Source organism: Proteus sp. G2618 (genome assembly GCF_009915995.1).
GTDB lineage: Bacteria > Pseudomonadota > Gammaproteobacteria > Enterobacterales > Enterobacteriaceae > Proteus > Proteus terrae.
Map to the genome: position 1 here is coordinate 375,981 of NZ_JAABNI010000023.1, position 23,896 is coordinate 399,876.

At 33.8% G+C, this 23,896-nt stretch carries 20 protein-coding genes; 11 read left to right on the plus strand and 9 right to left on the minus strand.

Annotated elements, in window-relative coordinates:
- The first annotated feature begins 6 nt into the window (after positions 1–6).
- Positions 7–987 carry a GTPase gene (gene yjiA, locus GWJ01_RS13755; RefSeq protein ID WP_109393271.1) on the plus strand — a complete coding sequence of 327 codons (981 nt, stop codon included), beginning with the start codon at positions 7–9 and terminating at the stop codon, positions 985–987.
- Between the two features lie 178 nt (positions 988–1,165).
- Here yjiA and GWJ01_RS13760 read toward each other — a convergent pair whose 3' ends face one another.
- The 3 genes from GWJ01_RS13760 to pepT all read right to left on the minus strand — a co-directional run bounded on the left by GWJ01_RS13760 (position 1,166) and on the right by pepT (position 5,778).
- Complete coding sequence (locus GWJ01_RS13760) at positions 1,166–2,488, minus strand: L-cysteine desulfidase family protein (protein WP_161711201.1); 1,323 nt, start codon at positions 2,486–2,488, stop codon at positions 1,166–1,168.
- A 672-nt stretch (positions 2,489–3,160) separates the two neighbouring features.
- The gene (dcuC, locus tag GWJ01_RS13765) at positions 3,161–4,528 is read right to left on the minus strand and encodes a C4-dicarboxylate transporter DcuC (RefSeq protein WP_109393273.1); all 1,368 of its coding nucleotides are present in this window, start codon (positions 4,526–4,528) and stop codon (positions 3,161–3,163) included.
- Positions 4,525–5,778: a peptidase T gene (gene pepT / locus GWJ01_RS13770; RefSeq protein ID WP_099659957.1), complete on the minus strand. Its 1,254-nt coding sequence runs from the start codon at positions 5,776–5,778 to the stop codon at positions 4,525–4,527. The genes dcuC and pepT overlap by 4 nt, the downstream gene beginning before the upstream one ends.
- 460 nt (positions 5,779–6,238) lie before the next feature.
- On the opposite strand from pepT, the gene GWJ01_RS13775 reads away from it, so the two are divergent.
- Positions 6,239–6,856 (plus strand): hypothetical protein, encoded by a 618-nt coding sequence (locus GWJ01_RS13775; protein ID WP_109401291.1) that lies wholly within the window; start codon positions 6,239–6,241, stop codon positions 6,854–6,856.
- 105 nt (positions 6,857–6,961) lie between these two features.
- Entirely contained in the window at positions 6,962–7,756 is a 795-nt protein-coding gene (locus tag GWJ01_RS13780; RefSeq protein WP_109401290.1) for a hypothetical protein, read from the plus strand.
- Between the two features lie 39 nt (positions 7,757–7,795).
- On the opposite strand, the gene GWJ01_RS13785 is transcribed toward GWJ01_RS13780, so the two are convergent.
- Positions 7,796–9,136: an MATE family efflux transporter gene (locus tag GWJ01_RS13785; protein ID WP_109393276.1), complete on the minus strand. Its 1,341-nt coding sequence runs from the start codon at positions 9,134–9,136 to the stop codon at positions 7,796–7,798.
- Positions 9,137–9,335: 199 nt separating this feature from the next.
- Between GWJ01_RS13785 and GWJ01_RS13790 the strand changes: the two genes are divergently transcribed.
- Positions 9,336–10,235, plus strand: a complete 900-nt coding sequence (locus tag GWJ01_RS13790; RefSeq protein ID WP_109393277.1) for a diaminopimelate dehydrogenase — start codon at positions 9,336–9,338, stop codon at positions 10,233–10,235.
- Between the two features lie 86 nt (positions 10,236–10,321).
- Here the strand turns inward: GWJ01_RS13790 and GWJ01_RS13795 are convergent, their stop codons facing one another.
- On the minus strand, positions 10,322–11,149 hold the full coding sequence (locus tag GWJ01_RS13795; protein WP_109401289.1) for a phosphoenolpyruvate hydrolase family protein: 828 nt from the start codon (positions 11,147–11,149) through the stop codon (positions 10,322–10,324).
- 16 nt (positions 11,150–11,165) lie between these two features.
- On the minus strand, positions 11,166–12,377 hold the full coding sequence (locus tag GWJ01_RS13800; RefSeq protein WP_109401288.1) for a Tm-1-like ATP-binding domain-containing protein: 1,212 nt from the start codon (positions 12,375–12,377) through the stop codon (positions 11,166–11,168).
- Positions 12,378–12,608: 231 nt separating this feature from the next.
- Between GWJ01_RS13800 and GWJ01_RS13805 the strand changes: the two genes are divergently transcribed.
- The 4 genes from GWJ01_RS13805 (at position 12,609) to GWJ01_RS13820 (ending at position 18,575) form a co-directional block, all read left to right on the plus strand.
- Positions 12,609–13,241, plus strand: coding sequence for a TetR/AcrR family transcriptional regulator (locus GWJ01_RS13805; RefSeq protein ID WP_109393279.1), 633 nt, complete (start codon positions 12,609–12,611; stop codon positions 13,239–13,241).
- A gap of 64 nt (positions 13,242–13,305) precedes the next feature.
- Positions 13,306–13,938: a helix-turn-helix transcriptional regulator gene (locus GWJ01_RS13810; protein ID WP_075674283.1), complete on the plus strand. Its 633-nt coding sequence runs from the start codon at positions 13,306–13,308 to the stop codon at positions 13,936–13,938.
- A 215-nt stretch (positions 13,939–14,153) separates the two neighbouring features.
- Entirely contained in the window at positions 14,154–15,716 is a 1,563-nt protein-coding gene (locus GWJ01_RS13815) for a hypothetical protein (RefSeq protein ID WP_161711202.1), read from the plus strand.
- Between the two features lie 51 nt (positions 15,717–15,767).
- On the plus strand, positions 15,768–18,575 hold the full coding sequence (locus GWJ01_RS13820; protein WP_161711203.1) for a hypothetical protein: 2,808 nt from the start codon (positions 15,768–15,770) through the stop codon (positions 18,573–18,575).
- Between the two features lie 22 nt (positions 18,576–18,597).
- Here the strand turns inward: GWJ01_RS13820 and GWJ01_RS13825 are convergent, their stop codons facing one another.
- Complete coding sequence (locus tag GWJ01_RS13825; RefSeq protein WP_161711204.1) at positions 18,598–19,008, minus strand: GNAT family N-acetyltransferase; 411 nt, start codon at positions 19,006–19,008, stop codon at positions 18,598–18,600.
- 111 nt (positions 19,009–19,119) lie between these two features.
- On the opposite strand from GWJ01_RS13825, the gene GWJ01_RS13830 reads away from it, so the two are divergent.
- The gene (locus GWJ01_RS13830; RefSeq protein WP_161711205.1) at positions 19,120–20,175 is read left to right on the plus strand and encodes an AbrB family transcriptional regulator; all 1,056 of its coding nucleotides are present in this window, start codon (positions 19,120–19,122) and stop codon (positions 20,173–20,175) included.
- 122 nt (positions 20,176–20,297) lie between these two features.
- Here the strand turns inward: GWJ01_RS13830 and GWJ01_RS13835 are convergent, their stop codons facing one another.
- Positions 20,298–20,648 carry a YacC family pilotin-like protein gene (locus GWJ01_RS13835; RefSeq protein ID WP_161711206.1) on the minus strand — a complete coding sequence of 117 codons (351 nt, stop codon included), beginning with the start codon at positions 20,646–20,648 and terminating at the stop codon, positions 20,298–20,300.
- A 213-nt stretch (positions 20,649–20,861) separates the two neighbouring features.
- On the opposite strand from GWJ01_RS13835, the gene cueO reads away from it, so the two are divergent.
- Together cueO and hpt are read left to right on the plus strand one after the other, a co-directional pair.
- Positions 20,862–22,442, plus strand: a complete 1,581-nt coding sequence (gene cueO / locus GWJ01_RS13840; protein ID WP_161711207.1) for a multicopper oxidase CueO — start codon at positions 20,862–20,864, stop codon at positions 22,440–22,442.
- Positions 22,443–22,601: 159 nt separating this feature from the next.
- Positions 22,602–23,144 carry a hypoxanthine phosphoribosyltransferase gene (gene hpt, locus GWJ01_RS13845; protein WP_098941060.1) on the plus strand — a complete coding sequence of 181 codons (543 nt, stop codon included), beginning with the start codon at positions 22,602–22,604 and terminating at the stop codon, positions 23,142–23,144.
- Between the two features lie 71 nt (positions 23,145–23,215).
- On the opposite strand, the gene can is transcribed toward hpt, so the two are convergent.
- Entirely contained in the window at positions 23,216–23,869 is a 654-nt protein-coding gene (gene can, locus GWJ01_RS13850; RefSeq protein WP_036932822.1) for a carbonate dehydratase, read from the minus strand.
- Positions 23,870–23,896: the final 27 nt, after the last annotated feature.

A 23,896-nucleotide genomic window follows, 5' to 3' on the forward strand; every position in this document is an offset into this window, starting at 1 on the left:
TAAATGATGGAACCTATTGCAGTGACAATACTGACCGGTTTTTTAGGATCAGGAAAGACAACACTTTTACGTCATATGCTTAATGAAGAGCACGGCTATAAAATTGCTGTTATTGAAAATGAATTTGGTGAAGTACCGATTGATGATGAAATCATTGGTGATAGAGCCACCCAAATAAAAACACTAACCAATGGTTGTATTTGTTGTAGCAAATCGAATGAATTAGAAGACACACTATTAGACTTATGTGACAGTTTGGATCGCGGTGAAATCGAGTTTGATAGATTAGTGATTGAATGTACAGGCATGGCTGACCCCGGCCCTATTAGCCAAACATTCTTTTCTCATGAAATTATCTGCCAGCGCTACTTGTTAGATGGCATTATCACGCTTGTTGATAATGTTCACGCTCAGCAACAACTGGATCAATTTACGATTGCACAATCACAAATTGGTTATGCAGATCGCATCTTATTAACGAAAACAGATGTTGCGCCAGCCTCTCCTGAACTAATGGCACGACTAAGACGTATTAATGCCAGAGCACCTGTGCATACCGTTATTCATGGACAAATTGATTTAGGATTACTGTTTAACGTAAAAGGTTTTATGTTGAACGATAATCTCGATGTAAAACAGCCTCTGTTCCGTTATCAGGCTGATAATCAAGATGACATCAATTCGATTGTACTAAAATTTGATTATCCCGTTGAACTGCAAGAAGTTTCAGATGTAATGGAAAAATTACTATTAAGTTTCGCTGATAATCTTTTGCGTTATAAAGGGATATTAAATATTAAAGACCAACCTAATCGTTTGTTATTTCAAGGCGTACAACGCCTTTATAGTGCTGATTGGGATAGACCGTGGCATGAAGATGAAACTCGTCAAAGCACATTGGTTTTTATTGGTATTCAATTACCAGAACAAGAGATAAGAGCCAGTTTTGATGCATTGATGCCTAGTACAAAAGAAAAGGCTTATTAACCGAATACCCTGTAGTGAGTGTTAGAAAGTAGTAAGAAGTAGAGTAGTAACCGTAGTAGTTGTAAATAGCAGTAACGAATATTGATAAGCTCCTGACTTGAGGAGGATCCTGTTCCTAGGATCTTATATTTCACCCCATAATGACTAACATTATGGGGTGCTTTTTTAAACGCTTAAATTAGCCATTGGCAACGGCTTTATATTCCATTATCTCAATAATTTGAACATCGGTATGTTGCATTGCACGGCTTGCTAATGCACACAGATTTTCAATTGTAGAATCAACGTCATGAGCGACAATACCGTCATTACCTGTCACATAAGTGTTATCTAGCGCCATTAATACAGCTTTATAAGCTGCACTTGCTCCAGTTGAGACTTTCATTGCACAGCTATTAGATGCGCCATCACAAATCACACCGCTGATATCACCAATCATGCTACTAATTGCCATAGCCATAGATTCATAACGTTCATCCATTAGCCATGCAATTGCGCCAGCAGCGCCCATTGATGCTGTTGTTGCTGCACATAACGCAGATAGTGCCGGAAACTTATGGTGAATATAGATTGCCAGTAAATGGGAAAGCATTAATGCTCTTGCCATTTTTTCTTCGCCAACTTGCAAATATTCAGCAACCACTACGACCGGCATCGTTGCGGCAATACCTTGGTTACCTGAGCCTGAGTTACTCATCGCCGGTAAAACGGCGCCACCCATACGTGCATCAGATGCCGCAGAAGTACGGATCATGATTTCTGATAATAAATCTTTTGCTAATAAGCCACGCTGTTGTTGGCGTTGTAAAGTTTGCCCAATATGTAAACCATAAGTATTGTTCAAACCTTCTTTTGATAATGCATCATTTAAGTGTGCTGACTCAAGGATAAAAGAAATTTCTTCTACTGGTGTTTGAGTCACAAATTGGTAAATTTCTTGGGTATTGGTTTGAGTTAACATTTCTTTAATTTCACAAGGTGATGCAGACTGTTCTGCGTCATAGCAAGTGTTATCAAGAACAACATGACCGTTATGAATAATTTTGACGATATTAGTGTGATTACCAGCAATAATCACTGTTGCGCTATTTTCACCATCTTCAACAGTCACTTCACTATAAAGAACTTCTTGGCACGCTTTTTTAATTGAAACGTTTACAATGCCAGCAGCTAATAGCGCTTTACTTTGCTCAACATGATCAGGAGTCGCATTCTTTAATACTTCAAGGCCAGCTTTACAATCACCACCAACGGCACCTAGGCTTGCGGCGATGGATAATCCCACCATGCCTGTACCCGGTACAGTTACACCCATACCGTTTTTCATTAAATTGGGAGAAACTTCTGCACTAATACGGGTAATAGCGTGTTGTAAGTAACTTGCTGCTGTTGCAGCCGCTAATGCAAGCGAGATAGGTTCTGTACAACCTAAAGCGGGTTTAACTTGTTGCTTAACTGCCGCTATCAATATTTTCCAACGAGAAGATAATTGTTCTTTCATTGCATACATCCAATAAACAGTATGAGAATTCAAAGGGTTATTCTATTTCTAATATCATCATCATACTGAATTTATTGGAGAAAGTTTTTTCTGAATTTACTAACATTGTTCAAATTTTGAGAAAATATTACCCTTTATAGCTTCTGTATTAGTAATTTTTTCCACATAAAATAAAAAAATGTTTTGACTCTTTAATGTAATTTATGAGTGCTAAAGAAGGGAGGCTTTGTATCTAATGTATAAATTAAGGAGGATAAAAATGAAGGTAAATAAGATAATTTAAAAAATAACGATGAGATTAAATAAAAAGGCAATAGAACGAATACACAATTCTATTGCTAGTATAATTATCATACTTAATGTGGGCTAACTCAGAATCGTTAAAATAAAAATAATGAATGAATATTTTCAATATCACATTTTTATTTTAACAAAGCAGATAATAGGCTCATTGTTTTTCAGTGTATAAGAATAATGCTTTATTCTTTTGTTAATATTTTCATAATGATAGCTTTGATGTTTGTTTTAGAATAAGTAATTAAATAAATTTTTAAAAAAATAAACAATTAGTTATTGTTTATAAAAATAACAATAAAATATCTTTGACTATTTTTAATATGTTTATTATTTGAAAATAACCTGAAGCAACAAATATTGCTTCAGGTATATTTATCAATAATAGAAGATAGCAATAATAGCGCTGTGGAATACAAAACCTACCATAAGCGGTATTGCAGTCCTTTTTACAACATCAAATGGTTGTAATTTCGCGCCACTAGATACTGCAATGATAACCCCAGCCACAGGAGACATACCTCGTCCCATATGTGATGCTTGTTGCATTGGTAAAATCATCGCAATTGGGTTTACACCCATGCTATGGGCAATTTGTGGAATAAGTTCAACGAACGCAAGGAAAGGCGCATTACCTGAACCCATAATAATTGCTGCTGCTAATGTTACGATAGCGAAGACCAATGCCATTGCAAATGGTGGTAAACCAACAGATTCCGCCATCACGATCAGGCTATCAATTGCACCACTGACTTTAATACCATGAGCAAAAACACCTGCTGCGACTAATAATCCCACAACGTTACTAAATGCAGAACCCATACCTTTTAAGAAATGCTGGAAGCCTGCACACACTGATTTAAAATCACGCAAGCGTAATGTTTCAATCAGCATACAAATTGCCATTGAAATTAATACGATCGTGACTACATCAAGGTGAATACCTTCAACAAAGAGGCTTGATGAACCGACTGCCATTATGATTGGTAACATTGGCAGTAAGGCATAAAAGCCGGGTACGTTTTTATCACTCTTTGCTTCTTCAGACACTTTACCTAACTGAGGTACAAATCCGGCTTTACGGTCACAATGGCGCTGCCAGAAGATATGTGTAATACCAACAGCTAATACGGTTGCAATCGCCGCAGGGCCTTGGTAATAAAGCACATATTCAACAACCCCTAAATCAACCGCTTTTGCACCACGAATGGCATCAATGGCAGTTGGGGTATAAGCAACACCCAATGAAGTTGCAATTACACCCGCAGCTGAAGCTGGAGATAAGCCAAGTCCTATCATAATCGGGAACATCGTACCCATTAATAGAACGGCCAATCCAGTTGCTGAAGGAATAGCAAGTTGCAAAATACTAGCGAGTAAAAACGAGAAAAATAGCAATACATAAGGTGAGCGCATATTTTTCAATGGGCGAGTTGCAACACGAACAACGGCCTCATTGGCGCCAATATGATCCATATAATGTGCAAATCCCATCAGTGCCATGATCATTAAACCAAGATCAGCCGCACGACTACTAAAGAGATCACGCATTACTTCAAAAGGATCTAACCAACCGATACCTGTTGTTTTGACATTTTTAGGAAGAATATCTCCCCAACCAAACATCATTGTTAGCGCCATTAAGGCTAAACCAGCAACTAACAAAACAGGTTCTGCTTTATATCCTTTCAAGATCATTCTAGCGACAATAACAACGACAATTAAGACCGCAAGAATTTGGATCATGCTTTAGCTCCAGGTGCAAAACGCTCTGCTGTGATCTTAACGACAGATTTTAAGACATCACTGGCAGCATAAAGCGATTTAACGGGTAGATATTCATAAATAGAGTGGAAGTTATGAGCGCCAGTAAAGATATTAGGACAAGGTAGGCCATTTTGAGAGAGTGCTGCGCCATCATAACCACCACGCATTGGAATTGGGCGAGGTGTAATACCATTCGCTTCATAAGCAGCCACAGCAATATCGATAGGATAACGATTATCACCTTGCAGGCTATTAAAGACGTTGGCATAACGGTCAGCAAGTTTACAAGCTACTGAACCTTCACCCCATAAACCTTCACAATAATCGGAAAGTTGTTTTAAAAATGCCATACGTTGTGCATAACCTTTTTCGGTGAAATCACGCACATCCATTTTTAATACAGTACGGGCACTATTACCTGCTAATTGTTTGACCCAATAATAACCTTCACGGCCTTCGGTATATTCAGGTGCTTCACCGCCCGGTAACATGGCAACAAATTTGTGCGCCATTAACAGTGAATTTTTTAATTTACCTTTTGCTGACATTGGGTGAGCAGATGCACCTGTAAAAGTGATTTCAACATCACCAGCATTCCAGTTTTCATACACTAATTCACCAATACCACAGCAATCTAAAGTATAGGCGAAATCAGCACCAAACTCTTTAGTATCAAAGACTTTAGCACCACGTAAACCCTGTTCTTCATCGGGAACAAAACCGATTTTAACGGTACCGTGTTTAACTTCAGGGTGTTGTTTAAAGTATTGCAACATATCCATAATAGAAGCGATAGCAGCTTTGTCGTCAGCGCCTAATAAGCTAGTACCATCGGTTACGATAATATCGTCACCAATATAATTTTCTAATTCAGGAAACTCGCTTTGACGTAAAAAGATCTCAAGTTCTTTATTTAAGCAAAGATCGCCACCTTTATAAGGTAGAATTTGCGCTTTGGTATCATTAGTTTGTTCAGCACTGGTATCTAAATGGCCAAAAAAAGCAACGGTTGGAACTTCATAGTCAAGATTAGAAGGCAGTGTTGCGGTAACAATCGCAGTATCACGAATTTTGATATCTTCAACACCTAAAGTTTTTAACTCTTCGACTAATTGTAGAGCTAGGACTCGCTGACCTTCCGAAGAAGGCATAATACCAGCTGCGCCATTTTCCCTATTTGTGGTGGTGTTAACTTTTGTATAAGAAATAAACCGTTCAACGAGATTCATGACAATACTCCATTGTGTTTTTAATTGTATTCTTTGTATTAATACTTACTTATTTCATTTATTAGAAAAGACTAACACTTACTTGTATCATAAAAAAAACAATAGGGAATTATAGAAAAATTATTATTTTTAAAATAATAATTTAATGTTAATTATTATTTAATTTTTGGTTTTCTCTTTATTAGAAAAAATAGTGTTTTTTGTAGGTTAGGTTCTTGTATTTAACTTATGGGAACGTTTTTCTGTGATCTTAATCATGGAAAAAGCACTGTAAACATTAAATGTTTTAAAAATATAAAAATAATCATTACTTATTTTAATGTTTTATTTTATTAAATAATTATATTTTATTGACTTTTTTATGAATCTTTTAGCAAATAATGATTAAAAAAACATAACTTATTGATAGAAGTTAATTATGATATACGTTTTAATTCTCCTAAAACGATTAGGAGGATATATGTATATAAATAATATTGTTAGAAATACATTTTCAGCAATAAAAAATGTTGAAAATAAAAGCAGAGAAATTAAAAATATTTTAAATGGAATAATATTAAGTTGTTATAATACAATTATCAGTTTTATAAAACCAAGCATTAACATAAAAAATGATTTTTTAGGATTGAGAAAAAATATTTCTAATGTTGAAAATAAGAACAATCAGAGTGAAAGCACTCCTGTAAAATTAGATAACAAGGAAAAAACAGATAAAAAAGAAAACGATGAAGTTTTTGATAAACCATTGTCCGAAGCCCAAAGAAAAATAAAAAGTGATGAAATAAAATCGAGCATTATTAATGATATTATCTCTTTCTTGAAGGAAATACCTGAATTAGAGAAAGAAAAAATTACAGAGTTTAAGAAAGAATTAGAATTTCATTCTAAATGGATTTTATTTTCTGGTAATAAAATATCTTTAGATAATTCTAAAAATAATTTTTTAGAATCAATAGCAGATAGCCTATTAAATTCAGACGATAAAATAAAATCTAGTTTTGGAAGTATTGATAGCTATAAATTCTTTTTAAAAGAAAGTATTGATAATACTGTGGAAAATATTCTTTATAAGAATTAATTTAATATATTATAAAAATCAATTATATAGATGGTGGATAAATGAAAGAAGAAGAGAAAACAAAATATAAAATAGTGCCTATAATAAACTAATGGGATGATAATAATGATTATCGAAAGTATAGGTAGGCTAGAACAAAAAAGTTCATTAAATGTATTAAATCAATCATCAAGTGCTGATTTTAACATTAAACTTAACTCAGTATTATTAGTAGAAAATTCAGTAAATGAATTTTTTGATGTTAACTCTTTAAATGAGAACGATCTAACGGAAGATGAACCCATTTATATGGAAATGGGTAAGAGTTTAGATAATGTTACCAATTCTTATGACGTTAATTATGATAATAATTCCGATACTTATCTTTTTGATAAAAGTTTATCCATTAATAATAAAAAATTTAATTTTTTTGTTGATTTAAGTAAGAAAGAAATAGAGCTAATATTTAGTTACTTAAAAAATAAAAACTATGATGTTAATAAATTGAAAAATATAAATTCATTAGTTTATTCTATTGATAATTTAATGAAAGATTTTGTTGAAGAAAGTATTTATGAAACAATGAATAATGATTATTCTTTAAGTGAAAAATTAGATTTAATTGATGCTTTATCTGAAATTGTTTCTGAAAATAAAAAAATAAAAGGAAGTTTTAAAGATAATCTAATCCGAAGATTAAGTGATGTCTCATTAAATGAGTTATTTTCTTTATGTGATAAGTATGAAGAGCAATATGAAATAGAAGGATCTTTCTTAATTAGTAGATTTATTTTTCGATTTATAGATGATTTTAATAAATTAAATAAAAATCAAATAAAATTAAATGAAGATTTAAAAAGAGGCTTAAATTCTATTATTCTTTTAAAAAGCCTAAAATTAAAAGACAATAATATTATTTAACAAATTTCCCCCGATCAAAATATCGGGGGAATTTGATAGTTATATATCCAAGCGCTTAGCTTGCCATCTGCGAGAGCGCCAACGCCATGCGTTAGTTAATCCGCGTAGCCACTCATCACAAAGGAAGCCAATCCAGATACCAATTAGACCCATTTCCATCTTAATACCGAGGAAATAGCCAACAGGAATAGCAACACCCCACATAAAGCAAATTGCTGTCATCAGCGGGAATTTAGCATCGCCTGCCGCACGTAAAGCATTTACCATTATGATATTAAAAGTACGGCCCGGTTCTAAAAAGACCGATAAAATAAATAATGGGATCAATTGGTCAATAATGCGTTGATCTTCTGTAATGGAATACAAAATAGGATCACGCATAAACCAATAAACAATAACAACACCAATCGTAAATATCACACCTGTTTTTAAACTTTTCCAGCCTCGAGTAAAAGCATCATCAAAGCGTTTTGCACCGACTAAGTGGCCTACTAATATTTCATTACCAATGCTAATCGCAATCCCAAAGAGCATTAAAAATAATGACAGTTGGAAATAGAGAGTTTGTGCTGCAAGAGGGACTTCACCCATTAATCCAATAAAGGCAGATGCAGTCATATAATGTAAAATCCAAACTAGGTTTTCTCCCGCTGCGGGCAAACCAATATGTAGGATCTTCCCTAACATATTTTTAGACCATACCACGAGTTGTTTGGCTTCGAATTTAATACGTAAACCGTAGAACAGTAATCCACACAGTAAAATAACTGCAATAATACGACCGATAACTGTAGACCAAGCAACGCCCACTAATCCGTATTGTGGTAAACCAAAGAAGCCGTAAAGTACAATCATATTACCAATAACGGTAACAATGTTGGCTATCAATGTGACATACATGGCTGCTTTAGATTTGCCATAAACTCTCAGACAAGCTGCAAGAATAATCGAGATTGCCTCAGGAATAAGGCAAATACCAATAATATGTAGATAGTTATAGCCATCTTGCACTAAGTGCTCTGGCGTATTCATGATATGCAGAATATTGTAGCCAAAGAAAAGAATGATCAAAGCGCTACTGATACCGAGCAAAGAGTTAAAAGCGATAGAAATATGGATGGCTTGGCTGGCTTTTTCTTTTTTACCAGCTCCTAAGTATTGGGCAATAACAACGCTACATCCCACACTAATAAAACTAAAAATAGTAATGAAAAGGTCAAAAACTTGGTTACCGACGCCCATAGCAGCTAAGTAAGCTGTGGAAACGTGGCTTACCATGTAAGTATTAATTAATAGTGTGGCTAGATGTAGGAATATATCTATAAATATCGGCCAACTAAGAGAGAAAAGCGAGCGATCCGCTACATCAGATTGATGCATTGAAAACCTTCTTAAAAACAGAGTGAAATCGATTTATTAATATAACGTGTAGGAAGATAGGGGATTCTACAAGGTTTATTTATAAGGTAATAGAGCAAATAATGTTTATCTGGCAAAAAAGATATTTATATGGTTTATTCATTGATAACTAATCACTATTATCATTAAGAGATGATTAACGTTAAAGTCAGGGGAATTAATGAATACTAAAATAAAAGTGGCCATTGTAGGTTATGGCAATATTGGTCGATTTGCATTAGAGGCTGTTCAAGCTGCTCAAGATTTTGAATTAATAGGTGTTGTTCGTCGTGATATCAATAATATTCCAGAAGAACTGCATAATATTACCGTGACTAACGATATCAAAACATTAGGTAATGTTGATGTTGCACTCTTATGTTCACCGACACGCGCGATTAAAGAGTTAGCAAAATCTATTTTAAGCTTAGGGATTAATACTGTAGATAGTTTTGATGTTCATAGTGAAATTGTGTCATTAAAAACAGAATTAGATGAAGTTGCGAAAAAGCATGACCGTGTAGCGGTAATTTCTGCGGGATGGGATCCTGGCTCCGATTCTATAGTTCGTACTTTAATGTTAGCTATGGCGCCAAAAGGGATCACTTATACTAACTTTGGGCCTGGAATGAGTATGGGGCACAGCGTTGCGGCTAAGGCCATTGAGGGTGTAAAAGATGCGCTTTCAATGACTATTCCATTAGGTACAGGGGTTCATCGTCGTATGGTTTACGTCGAATTGGAAGCAGGGGCGAATTTTAATCAAGTAGAGCAAGCTATTAAAGCTGATAGCTATTTTTCTTCTGATGAAACCCATATTAAGCAAGTTGATTGTGTCGATAGTTTAAAAGATGTTGGGCATGGCGTTCATATGACCCATAAAGGGGTATCAGGTAAAACTCATAATCAATTATTTGAATATTCAATGCGTATTAACAATCCTGCATTGACCTCTCAATTTATGGTATCTGCCGCAAGAGCCAGTATGAAACAACGTGCAGGTGCTTATACCGTTATTGAAATTCCACCCGTTGATTTCTTAGCTGGTGATTTAAATACATTAATTGCAAAATTGGTCTAATTTTAATTGAGACTCTCTGCATAAAATATTGCCCACATAAAGTGGGCAATATGGATTAACGCTTAGGCAAACTTGATGATTTTGAATTAGCGTTTAATACTTTTAAATTCTTTAGTTGTTGCGGTTAATGCCACTTCTGTTGGTAAGCGTTCCATTGAACTTGCACCATAGAAACCATGGCAGTCAGGGCAATTATCTAAGATATATTGGGCATCTTCTGGCGTTGCAATTGGGCCACCATGACAAAGCACAATGACATCAGAACGCACAGCTTTAGCGGCTTTTGCCCAGTCATTAATTAAAGGAACACAGTCCGCTAATGTTAATGCTGTTTCAGCACCAATATTACCGCCAGTTGTTAATCCCATATGAGGCACAATAATATCTGCGCCCGCCTCAGTCATTGCAATCGCATCTTCACGGCTAAAGACATAAGGTGTGGTTAATAAATCTTTCTCATGGGCTTTGCGGATCATCTCCACTTCAAGTCCATAACCCATACCTGTTTCTTCTAAATTAGCGCGGAAATTACCATCAATTAGACCTACTGTTGGGAAATTTTGTACGCCAGCAAACCCTGTTGCTTTAACTTCATCTAAGAATTTATCAAAGTTGCAGAAAGGATCTGTACCGTTAACACCAGCAAGCACAGGTGTATGTTTAACAACGGGTAATACTTCTTTTGCCATATCCATAACGATTTCATTAGCGTTACCATAAGCTAATAAACCCGCTAAAGAGCCACGGCCAGCCATACGATAACGACCAGAGTTATAAATAACAATAAGATCAATACCACCGGCTTCTTCACACTTAGCTGAAAGACCTGTACCTGCGCCACCTCCAATAATGGGTTCATGGCGTGCAATCATTTCATTGAATTTTTTTAGTAACGTTTCACGTGAATGAGTCATTCTTCTTTCTCCGTGGTTAACAAATAAGTTCCTGGTGTAAATCATAAATTTGCTGAGTAAACTCAGCGGAGTTTATGTGATAAGGACTGATGACTAACTGACGAGTCTCTGTCTCTTTAAATGTTGTTATAAATGCATCAAAAAAAGCTTGATTCGCTTGAGGATCCCAGAAAGGGGCTCCTTCAATATCCAGAGCTGAAAAACCGCCCTGTGGTAATACAAACCGCAATAGACCTTCACACTGATTGAGTTTCTCAGCGATCCAGACACCTAATTGGCGGTTTTCCTCTGGTGTTGTACGCATTAAGGTGACTTGTGCATTGTGATGATAAAATTGACGTCCTTTATATTTCTCAGGAACACTTGATGGGCGACCGAAGTTCACCATATCTAATGCACCACAAGAACCTATATAAGGAGTTTGGGTACGGGCGATTGCGCCAAAACGGTCTTCATCACAAGCAAGCACACCGTCAAACAAGTAATCACACACTTCTGTTGTTGTTAGATCGAGCACGCTATGAAGTAAGTGACTGTCTGCCAGTTTTTCCATGGCTTTACCGCCACTTCCTGTTGCATGAAAAACAAGGCAGTCATAATTATTTTCAAGTTTTTGTGTGAGTTGTTGTACACAAGGTGTGGTGACACCAAACATAGTCAGTGCTACCGCGGGCTTATCAACAACATGCTCTTCTTGGTAAAAATAAACAGCGCCAGCTATTTGATTTGCCGCATTTCTTAATACTTTGCGAGAGATACGATTTAAGCCGGATACATCTGTGACGGAGTACATCATTGAGATATCACTTGCACCGATATAGCCTGAAATATCACCAGACGCCATCGTTGATACCATCAATTTAGGTACACCAATTGGCAGAGATTGCATTGCTGGTGTAATCAGTGCCGTTCCCCCTGATCCGCCTAGTCCAAGAATGGCCAAGACATCATCACAGTGAGTTAAATAGTGTTCAAATGCGATAGACATCGCTTCTATTGCTTTCCCTCTATCGCCACAAAATACAGCTTCTTCGCCATTTGGGTGAAAGCGTGCAACTTCTGTTGCGGTGACATCAGCTTCTCGAGCTAATGCCGTGGGTTTGGTTGTCAAGTCAACGGTTTTAACAGGGAGGCCTGCTTTTTTAATTAAATCACTGACATAAAAAATCTCAGCACTTTTAGTATCAAGCGTTGTGGCAATATAAATAGAACCAGCATACTGTTTCATAAGCCTTCCCATACCTTTTATGATTATCGACGAATAGATTATAATCATAATGAGACTCGAGTTTCATTTATCATAGCATCGTTTTGAGACTCTTGTCTCATTATTTTTATTTTTTGTACATTAAAGGTCGATAAGGTTCGATTAATCACCTAAAGTAAACGTTAAATGTTGTAAGTATTTAGCTTAAGATAAGCCCAGATATAAAAGTGTAGGAATAACGAAGGATTTTCTATGAGTTACAGTGATGAAACGGATGCCATGTCCGGTACACGAAAAAGAACCTATCAATTATTGGTAACAACTGCGTTGGGGCTTTTTGAGCAAGGAATGTTACCGACAGTATCAGAATTAGCTGCACATGCAGGTGTTTCGAGGGCAACCGCATATCGTTATTTTCCCACACAAAGTGATTTAATTAGTGCCACGGTTGATGCAAGTTTAGCACCGATCATTGCATGGACACCCACTCCCGAAGATAATACGCAACAACGCATTACTGAGTTGCTCAATCTTGCCTATCCACAAATGTTTAAACATGAAGGCGCACTGCGTGGTGCTTTGCAAATTTCATTACAGCAATGGGCAAAAGAGAGACAATCGAGAGAATATGCAGAAAAACGATTTATTCGTGGTCACCGTAAGGAGATTTTACTCAAAGTTATTGAACCTTTAAAAGCACACTACCCTCAAGAAATGTGGGACAAGGTGATTAAATCGTTCTCTTTAATTTATGGGTCAGAAGTCTTTTTGGTAATGAAAGATATCTGGAAAATGGATGATCAACAGGTCATTGATATGACTCAATGGATGGCAAAAGCTATCCTAAATCAGGCAAAATCTGATTATCCCGCAGATAACGATTAATTATTTGAATAAATCGGTTAAAATTGTATAAATCATTTACGTTTTAGCTATTGCAGGGATCGTTATGTCACACAAAACAGAAGACCAAGAGTGGCTGGTAGAACAACTACAATTTATTGCACAAGGCATTGGTAAAACATTATCGCCTTTTTGTGAAGTTGTACTTCATGATCTAACCGATAGTGAAAATACCATTATGGTCATTGAAAATAACCTATCAGGTAGAAAAGTGGGGGATAGAGCAACTGAGTTGGGAATGGCGCGTATTGAATCGTCAAATTTCCCTCAAATAGTGGCGAATTACCCAAATCAGTTCCCTGATGGTAGGACAGCAAAAAGTACCTCTATCGGTATTAAGGATAAGCAAGGCAATTACGTTGCTGCGTTATGTTTAAATATTGATATTTCAATGATCAAAGGATTACAAATGGTACTTAATCAATTTGCAACCCTTGAAGAAGGTAATGACATTATTGAAACCTTTAGTTCAGTGACTGAAGACTCGCTGAAAAAACGTATCGATGAATTTTCTGCGACTTATTCAGTAACACCAAGAGCATTAAAACCCCATCAACGACGTGAATTGCTATTGTGTCTACAGGATGAAGGTTATCTTTCATTGCGTAAGGCAATGGAAATTACCGCACAATATCTTGGTGTTTCAAGAGCGACTGTGTATAACGATTTAAAAGAGTAGTAATTTTTCATTATTAGCTATTGCTAAAAAATAAATAAACTTAAAAAAAGATATCACTTGTTGATATCTTTTTTTTACTTCTATTTATTGAGTTTTATAATATGTCGTATTTTTATTGAAAATGATTAATTGATTATTATTGTGTGATTTTTATAAACTTTAAAAAATAAGAGGAATAGACTATTTATTATTATTTTTAAAGAAGGTGTTAAAAAATGAGCATTACTGAAATATTAAGTAAATTTAATGAATTTAGCAGCAATATAAATGATAAAGTCAATAAAACATATGGTTTTTCAGAAAGCATTAAATCTACTGTAAATACAAATTCAAAATTTAATATAGAAAGAATGAGTAATAACAGTGTTCAGAGTGCAGATGAAAAGGTTAAGGCTGTATTCAATGAAACCGTTAATGAAATTTCAAACAAACCCTTTAATTCAAACTTGAAACTTGATGATTTGAATAACTTAATCGATAATCTGAAAGATATATCTAACAATATTATTGTTTCAAGTGAAGATTCTAATAAAGTTATAAAGAATCAACGTCTTGAAAAAAAAGAAAATATAGAAAAACTTCCTGACTGGATCACTAGCTCAGGAAAAAAAGAGTTAAATACAAATCAAAAACTTTATTTTTCAACAGAAAAGAAAAGAAGTTTTAAAAATCTATTAAAACCCATAATTTCGCCATTTAAGTTTATAAACAGATCATTATTATCTATAAAAATAAATTATGAAAATTTAAATATAAACAAAGGTGTGGATACATTTAAATTTGATAATATATCAAGTAATAAGGGTGCTTTTATTAAATTTTCAAATAAATTACATCAACTAAATGAAACCTTTACTGAAAATATTAATGAGGTAATATCTAAAAAAATAAAAAACAGAAAAAAAATAGATATTGCGATCAAGTATCATACATTAGAAAGAATGCTAGTATGTAAGTTTGTTCATGAGATTAAACAGCTACAAGATGAATTAAAAGCTGACTTAGCTAAAAATAAATTTCAAGAGGGTTATTTTGACTTACCTGATGAGATAGTAAATAAATTAAATACTAATATTAATTTAAATATAGATGATCTATTTTCTTCTAAAACAATAGATGATTTGAAAAATTTAATAAAAGAAAAAGTAAATAATCAGGATAAGAATGTAAAAATTGGAACTTTTATTGATAATGTTTTTGATGAGAAAAACAAGTTAGTAATGGTTGAAAATTTTAAGGATGATTTAAATGGGGCTAAAGAAGAGCTGTCTTTAAATTTGACAAAGGAATTATTTAAATGCTTATCAAAAGATGATGAATTTATTGGTGAAAAAGCATCTATTTCTAAGATAGATAATTTAATAAGAATGGTAAATAAAGATGTTTATCAAAGAATGGGAGGGGTAACGGATGAATTAATAAACTCACTTTGTAAAGGTTTCTATGAAAATATAAAACAAAATGATCATAGAGATAATTTAATTATTAGATTATTTAGAAATTCAAGTAATAATATTAATTACAAATGGGCGGGGGATTCTATTGCTTTATTGGCTTTTTATGGTTATTTTGAAAATAAAAATTATGAATATTCTAATTACTTTAGTGGAGGTAAGGCGATCGAAGGCGGTGAAGGCTCTTCTTATGAAAAAAATACAAAAATAGAAAATGAGCTAATAAAAATTTCTAATCGACTAGGATTAAATTTTAATAATTTAGATGAATTAATAGAAGAGATTATTAGAAAAATTATCGCTAATTATTCTAAGCCAATTTGATGGTGTAATAATTTTTAATGGTTTATTCAATATATTAACTAGGTATTTATTATGAGTGAAAATAATATAAATATTAATCCTAAGTTTTCTTTTTGTAAAGTTACTCATCGATACCCTAAAAAAGAAGAGTATGTTATTTCAAAAAAAATAAAAGTAATAGAGAACACACCAGTATCACCTTCATTTTTAAAGAAAATACTTCATGCCACTTCCTATATTTTTCATAAGATTAATATGATTTTTCTTATTAGAAGCATTAATAATAATAAAGGATTGGGTTCTTTTGGATACTTTGAAAATATAGAGGTTAGTTATGAAAATCATAAGAATAGTAAGAATTATAATGATAATGTAAAAAAATCAAGTATGATACAACAACTTATTAATAATGTTAATTCTAAATTTGATTTTCATAGTTTTTGCAATTATTTAACAGAAGTTAAGATGGCTAAAAATTATTTTTCATTATCTAATCATCATGATTGTATCAACCCTAATGATCAGGATCTAAGTATTATCTTTAATGATATAATTCATACTAGACTTAAAAGGTTAAATGATGATGATTTTAAAAATATCTATAATCTTATTATTAAGAGATATAACTATGAAAAAATACATTTAAATAAAAAAAATAGTTTTATAAGTAATTTTTCAAGTGTTAAAAAAAGAGATGAGCTTATAAGTTTTATTAATTTACTGATTATTGCTGTAAATGAAATAGATATATTAAGTAAATTTGATAGAAAGATTCGTGATAAAATAAAGAATGATTTATCAATAATAATGAAGGAATGCTTAGGAAGTGAATATCAAGAATATATGACTTTTGAAGAATTATCGATGGCTTGGATGAATACGCATGTTTATAGATATAAGCAAGGAGAATGTATAGAGATAGATAAAGGGAAGATTGATGTAATTGAAAATCAATTGGCAGAGGTTAAAGGAGAGGTTAACGAAGAAGTTGGTGAAGAGATTACTAACGAGGTTAAGGAAGAGGTTAACGAAGAAGTTGGCGAAGAGATTAATAAAGAGGTTAAGGAAGATATAGACACTAACACAGACATTAATATAGAGGAAAATCCAGAGGTTGATGAATGTAATGTGATAATTAATATAAATCATTGGTTTAATTATTGTGATGATGAGCTAACAGAGATTCTTGGGGAAAAAGAGTTATTTCCAGAAGAAAATATTGAAAAAGAAAATATTAATATTGACTTTGATGATACAGAATATAAAAAAATCATGGATGATATTAAACTTTTGTTATCTCAGAATGTGACTGATGAATTTGATAATATACTCTTATTGTTAAAAAATGAATTACATGAAATTAATCAGTATTTAAATAAAGAGGAAATTAAAAGTATATATGATGAGTTGTATTCCAAATTTAAATCTTATTTAAATAACATGAATAATATAAAAGATAAGCTTGGTAGTATTTCTGAAGAGTTAAATAAAATATCTCTGGAAGAGGATGATATTTTAAACGATATAAAATCAAGTGGTAATTTCTATTATGATATTGATTTATACAAAAATGAAATAAAACAAATTGTTAAGGAAATCGATGAAATATTAGATAGTAAAAATAAAAGTGACTCAAATAGTATGAAAGATACTTTAAATTATGATTTTGAAAAATTAAAAAGTAGTTTAAATGATATTTTGAGTGATATACAAGTTTCTAATATTGAAGATAAGAAAACTATCTTTAATGGTTTGATTAAAGACTTTGATAAAATAATATTAAATTCAAAAAATGATTACTTAGATAATGAAATTAATAGGCTGAATGATATTTTTAAACAAAAAACAAGAGAACATAATATTGTAGTTAAGCCTTTATCGGTTAATAATGAAATCACACCATTGGTTAAAGATATAGATGTTGATAATACATCATTGTTATATCAAAATAATACTGATGAGGTAGATGTTGATGAATTATTGTCATCTTTAGATAGTCGTATAAATAAAATGGGAGTTGGTGTTTCTGATGTTATTGATAAGTTTAAAAATTTATCACGTAATACTGAAAATAACATGATAACGAACTCTACTTTAAATAAGGTGCAAGAGTTAAAAAATAAGTATACTAATAAAAAACAAATGTTTGTTGGTCATGATGTTAAAGTTCCGCATGAAGATGATCTTTATGATAAATATCAGGAAAGTGCTAAAAAATCAAAAGCGTTACAGGAAGAAATAAGTGTACTGAAAGGAAAATTGATAGAGTCAAAAGAACGTCGTAGTAGAGAAAATAAAAATTATATGAATGATTTAAATAAAACCAGAGAAGCTGAAGAATATAGAGAAAAAGTAAAGGATAGTAGCAGTAGTAGTAGTAGTAGTAGTAAAAATGTTGTAAATTTTATTAAAGAGGAAATTATATTAGATAAATCAAAACAAAAACCAAAATCAAAACAAAAAATAGCACCAAAACTATATGATTTAAATAATAAAAAAAATATAAATGATGATGATTTTCATGGTGAATTAAGAACAATGCATTCAATTAGTATCAATACGGTTAATAATATTGAAATAAAAGATGAAAATATCATTTTGATTAAAGATTATAAAAATGAAAATAAAAACATTGAAAATTTAAGCTTTAATGTGAATGAAGATAGAGTGACCTATTTAAGAGTGGATTATGATAATAAGAAAGTGGCTAAGAGTTTTGAATATACTATTAGCGATGAAACAATAAAAGAAAAAATGAAAGAAATAAAAGGAAAAAAAGGAAAAAAAGGAAAAAAAGAAGAAGAGAGAATCATAAAGGAAAAAGTTAAAGGTGATATAATAAATATTATCAATAAAATAAATGAGGTATACAAAAAATAAGTATTAAAGGATAAAACTTGCGTTAAAGTTTTTTTCTCAAGTAGTACTTCTTATCACTTATTGGATAATTTTCTAACGTGCCAAATATCTCAAATCCCTGCTTTTGGTAAAAAGGCAGGGCTTGAAAGCTAAAGGTATCGACCTCAGCATATTTGGCGCCTTTCTCTTTTGCTGTGTTTTCCATTGTTTGCAGTAATTCTGTACCTATGTTTTGTCCACGATAGGCTTTATCTACCCATAAATAGCGGATCCGTAGCCAATTTCCTAAAATATCCCCCGTGATCCCACCTATTTTTTTACCGTTCTCTTCTTTAAAAACGGCAAGTGGAGTGTATTGCTCCATCTGAATATAATGAAGATTGTGGGTTAGCAATCCTTCATAAATTTCATTGATCTCATTCGGTGTTGGGTTTGTGGTAATTTTTAACGACATAATTGGCTCTTAATATTAATAAAAATAATAATTACATTATCACTATTTGGTTATTAAATATTTATATAAATGCTAGGATAAAACAATAATTAAAAAACTGGATAACACAACATGTCGTTTTTAAAAACTCTGCCTGGTATTCTATTTTGTGCATTAATAGGCGGTGTTCTTACCCTTTCAGGTTTACCCATGGCACTGATGTTTGGGCCAATTATTGTCGTTATTATCGCTTATCGCTTTAAATGGGAGCTTGCGGTTCCTAAGCATACATTAACCTTTATTCAGCTTACTTTAGGAACCTCGGTTGGTTTAATGTTTAACCAAGTTCATTTAGGTAGTGCTGATAATTTAATGATTTTATTACTCACTCTTGTTGTTTGTTTAGCTATTCAGTTTTTTGTGAGTTATTTTTGGTTCTATCGTCATATTGGTTGGACGAAAGAAGAGTCAATGCTTGGTGCTGTGCCCGGCGCGATGGCTGCTATTCTAGCATTAACTGATCATACGAAAACACCTCCTCAAAAAATCGTTATTTCTCACACCATCCGTTTAATGGTGCTGATTATTATGGCGGGTTTTATTGTTGGAGCAGATAAAGCCAATATGCCAGAGCTTGCTATACCCGAAATGACGTTGACTTCATTGTTGTGGTTATTATTGATTGTTGCTTTGGGACTAGGTTCAGGGCTTTTATTGCAGAAAATCCGATTTCCAGCTCCTTTTATGTTGACTTCATTAGGCAGTGCGATACTAGTTCAATCGTTTGTCAGCGAACCTATTGCTTTTCCTATGTTACTTAATGAGTTGAGCATGGTTTTAATTGGTATGAATATTGGTGCTCACTTTGTTGTTTTTCCACTTTCATCACTAATTAAAAATGCTTTTTCTTCTGTTCAAGTAGTTATTATTAATGTGATTTTAACGGTGATTGTTGCGTGGGGCGCTGCTTATTTAACCGGTGTTCCTTGGGCTACATTAGTACTAGCATGGGCGCCGGGAAGTATGGAAGCGATGACATTCGCTGCGATAACGATGAATGTAGATGCCGCTTTTGTTATGTCGAATCATATTTTTAGAATGTTGATTATTCAAAGTATTCCATCAGTAGCTCTATATTGGAATGAATATAAACAGAAGAAAAATAATCAGAACAAAAAAGAAGAATAAAATACAAAAGGGATAATGTTGTTTTTTTGATAACCTCTATTTAGTTGCCTATGTTGAAAACAAGCATGCTATTTCAAGAGGTTATCTTATTCTATCAATCTAATTGTGACTTAATAGAGGCATTAATAGTTTAATAAACTGAGAGATTTATTAGCTAGCAATTGGCATTTTTTATTGTGTGATACTTCAATACCTTTTAGATCATTGTAGCTATCTTCATTTAATTGGCTCATTGGCAATGTCGAGTAATTACTAACATCCCATTGTTGTGAGCGAGAAAAGACCATTAAGGCTCTTTCAATTTTAGATTTTGATATCTGCTCATAACCACAATCTTTATTTAAAAAAAGGTAGATGGCGGTTAAATCTGCCAAGTCTTCTGCTTGTGTATAAGTTAACGCTTTTGTACTCGAAGAAAAGAGCAGAGTAAAAGAAAGCGTTAGTGTGCAGAACAAGGCGAACATTTTTTTCATTAGGTGTGCTGTTCCTTTATGTGATGATTTAGCTAGTTTTGTTATTTGGCTTAATGTAGTTAAAAGTTTTGCAAAGACCCGAGGTTTTGTTGGGTTTTAAATTGACCTTCCAGTAAGGGGAAACTTTAGCATTGGTAATAGTTTACAAGACTTCTTTATTCATCTTATTTCGATAAATACAAAATAATTTGTTTTTATTCAAAGGAATATATTATGCAACGTCGCGAATTTTTAAAATTAGGCGCCACATTAAGTGCTGTAACATTATTACCAAGTTGGAGTCGCTTTGCGTTTGCCCAAAGTAACACGCCTTCATTGGCTATTCCACCTCAAATTACCCCCGATGCCCAACAAAAGATTGTTCTGAATATTCAACAAGGTATTTCTAAATTTATACCTACCGCGAATACCACTACATGGGGCTATAACGGTAGTTTATTAGGCCCAGCATTGAAACTTAAACGTGGTCAACCCGTTACAATTAATATCAATAACCAATTACCAGAAACAACAACGGTTCACTGGCATGGGCTTGAAATCAGCGGTGAAGAAGATGGCGGTCCACAAGCAATGATTGAACCTGGAAAATCTCGTACTGTCACTTTTACACCAAATCAAGCTGAATCAACGTGTTGGTTCCATCCTCATACTCATGGTGTTACCGGACAACAGGTTGCTATGGGATTAGGTGGGTTAGTGATTATTGAAGATGATGAAACCGCAAGCCGTAAATTGCCTAATCGTTGGGGGGTTGATGATTTACCCGTTATTTTACAAGACAAGCGTTTAGATAGTGATGGACAAATCGATTATCAACTCGACGTAATGAGCGCTGCAATTGGTTGGTTTGGCGATATGATGTTAACCAATGGCGCTATTCAACCACAGCATATTGTGCCAAAAGGTTGGGTTAGATTACGTTTCTTAAATGGCTGTAATGCACGTAGTTTAAATCTTGCGACAAGTGATGGCAGACCAATGTATGTCATTGCAAGTGATGGTGGATTACTCGCAGAGCCTGTAAAAGTGACTGAATTACCGATTTTAATGGGAGAGCGCTTTGAAGTTTTAGTCGATACCTCTGATGGTCGTGATTTTGATATTGTTACTTTACCTGTACGCCAAATGGGAATGGTTTTAGCGCCATTTGATAATGTATTGTCTGTATTACGCTTGCTACCATCCGCAGAAAAAGGACAAGGTCTTTTACCTGAGCAATTAGCGCTTATTCCTGCATTACCAACATTAAGCAATCTTTCAACACGCACATTACATTTACGTATGGATATGCGTTTAGATATGCAAGGTATGATGCTATTAACAGAGCGTTACGGCGATAAAGCACTAGCGGGTATTCATCATGGAATGAGTCATATGCGTCAAGGTAACGGCAGTGGCATGATGGGCGGTGGAATGAATTGCGGTCATGGCAATGGTGATTTAGATATCTATAATGCCAATAGTATCAATGGTATTCCATTCTCAATGACTGAACCTGCATTTGATGTGAAACAAGGCGTTTATGAGCGTTGGGTTGTTTCTGGTCGTGGTGACATGATGCTACATCCATTCCATGTTCATGGTACACAATTTCGTATTTTATCTGAAAATGGTAGAGCACCAGAGAAGCATCGCCAAGGTTGGAAAGATATCGTGAAAGTTGAAGGGCAATTTAGCGAAATTTTAGTGAAGTTTGACCATTTGGCCACAAAAGCACATCCATTTATGGCACACTGTCATTTATTAGAACATGAAGATACCGGAATGATGGCGGGTTTTACTGTTAGTAAATAATCAATCACTGTAAAAACCATCAATATCAGTAAGATAAATTAATAAAGGGCATGAAATTGATATTTTGTGCCTTTATTTTCATTAAATCAGATCATCGCATGATGAAGGAAGTTCTGGTACAATCGTTTGCTTTCTCCGTTAACCCAATCGAAATTAATCATGAAACATATTGTTGATGTCATGATCTCTGAAGAAGAGATCAAACAGCGTATTGCTGAGCTAGGTCGTGAAATCACAGAACATTACCGCCCACGTCAAGATCAACATGCTCTTGTCTTAATCGGCTTGTTAAAAGGTTCTTTTATTTTTATGGCAGATTTATGCCGTGAAATTGACGTGGATCATGAGGTCGATTTTATGACAGTATCAAGTTACGGTAATGGGATGACGTCAACACGAGACGTTAAAATCATTAAAGATCTCGATGAAGATATTCGTGGTAAAGATGTTCTGATTGTTGAAGATATTATCGACTCAGGTAACACCTTAAATCGTGTTAAAGAGATTTTAAGCTTACGTGAGCCCGCTTCTATTTCTATCTGTACTTTATTGGATAAACCCTCTCGTCGTGAAGTAGATGTCCCTGTTGAGTGGATTGGTTATTCTATCGAAGATAAATTTGTTATTGGTTACGGCATTGATTACGCACAGCGTTATCGCCACCTGCCTTATATTGGGCATGTAACATTATTAGATGAGTAATTTATTTACTTAAATTAGCAGTTAAAAACCCGCTTTAGGCGGGTTTTTGTTATTTAATCGAACGTATCTTATTAGCGTGGATGACTCAATTTTGCCATTGCTTGACGATAAGAAAGTTCAAGTTTCTCACGGCTATCAGAGGTGACATCAAGATCGTGTAGTTCACCGTTATTTAAGCCATAAACCCAACCGTGGATCATCACTTTTTGTCCGCGTTTCCATGCTGCTTGCATAATTGTCGAGTGACCAAGGTTGTACACTTGTTCAATAACGTTCAGTTCACAAAGTAGGTTTAATCTATCTTGTGGGGCAAGTTCGCCTAACATGGAACTGTGTTTGTACCAGATATCGCGGATGTGCAGTAACCAGTTATTGATAAGTCCTAATTCAGTACCTTCAATAGCGGCTTCAATACCACCACAACCATAGTGACCACAGACAATAATGTGTTCAACTTGTAATACATCAACCGCATACTGGATCACAGAAAGGCAGTTTAAGTCAGTGTGAATGACTAAGTTTGCCACATTACGGTGAACAAATAAGTCACCTGGTGCTGCGTTGATTAATTTTTCTGCTGGAACGCGGCTGTCAGAGCAACCAATCCATAAAAAGTGAGGTTTTTGACCTTTACAGAGATCTTTAAAAAACTGAGGATTTTCTTCAGTAACAGATTCTGACCATTGCTTGTTATTGGCTAACAGCTCTTCAATTTTTCTCATCATGACGTGACTGCCTGTAAATTCGGTTTC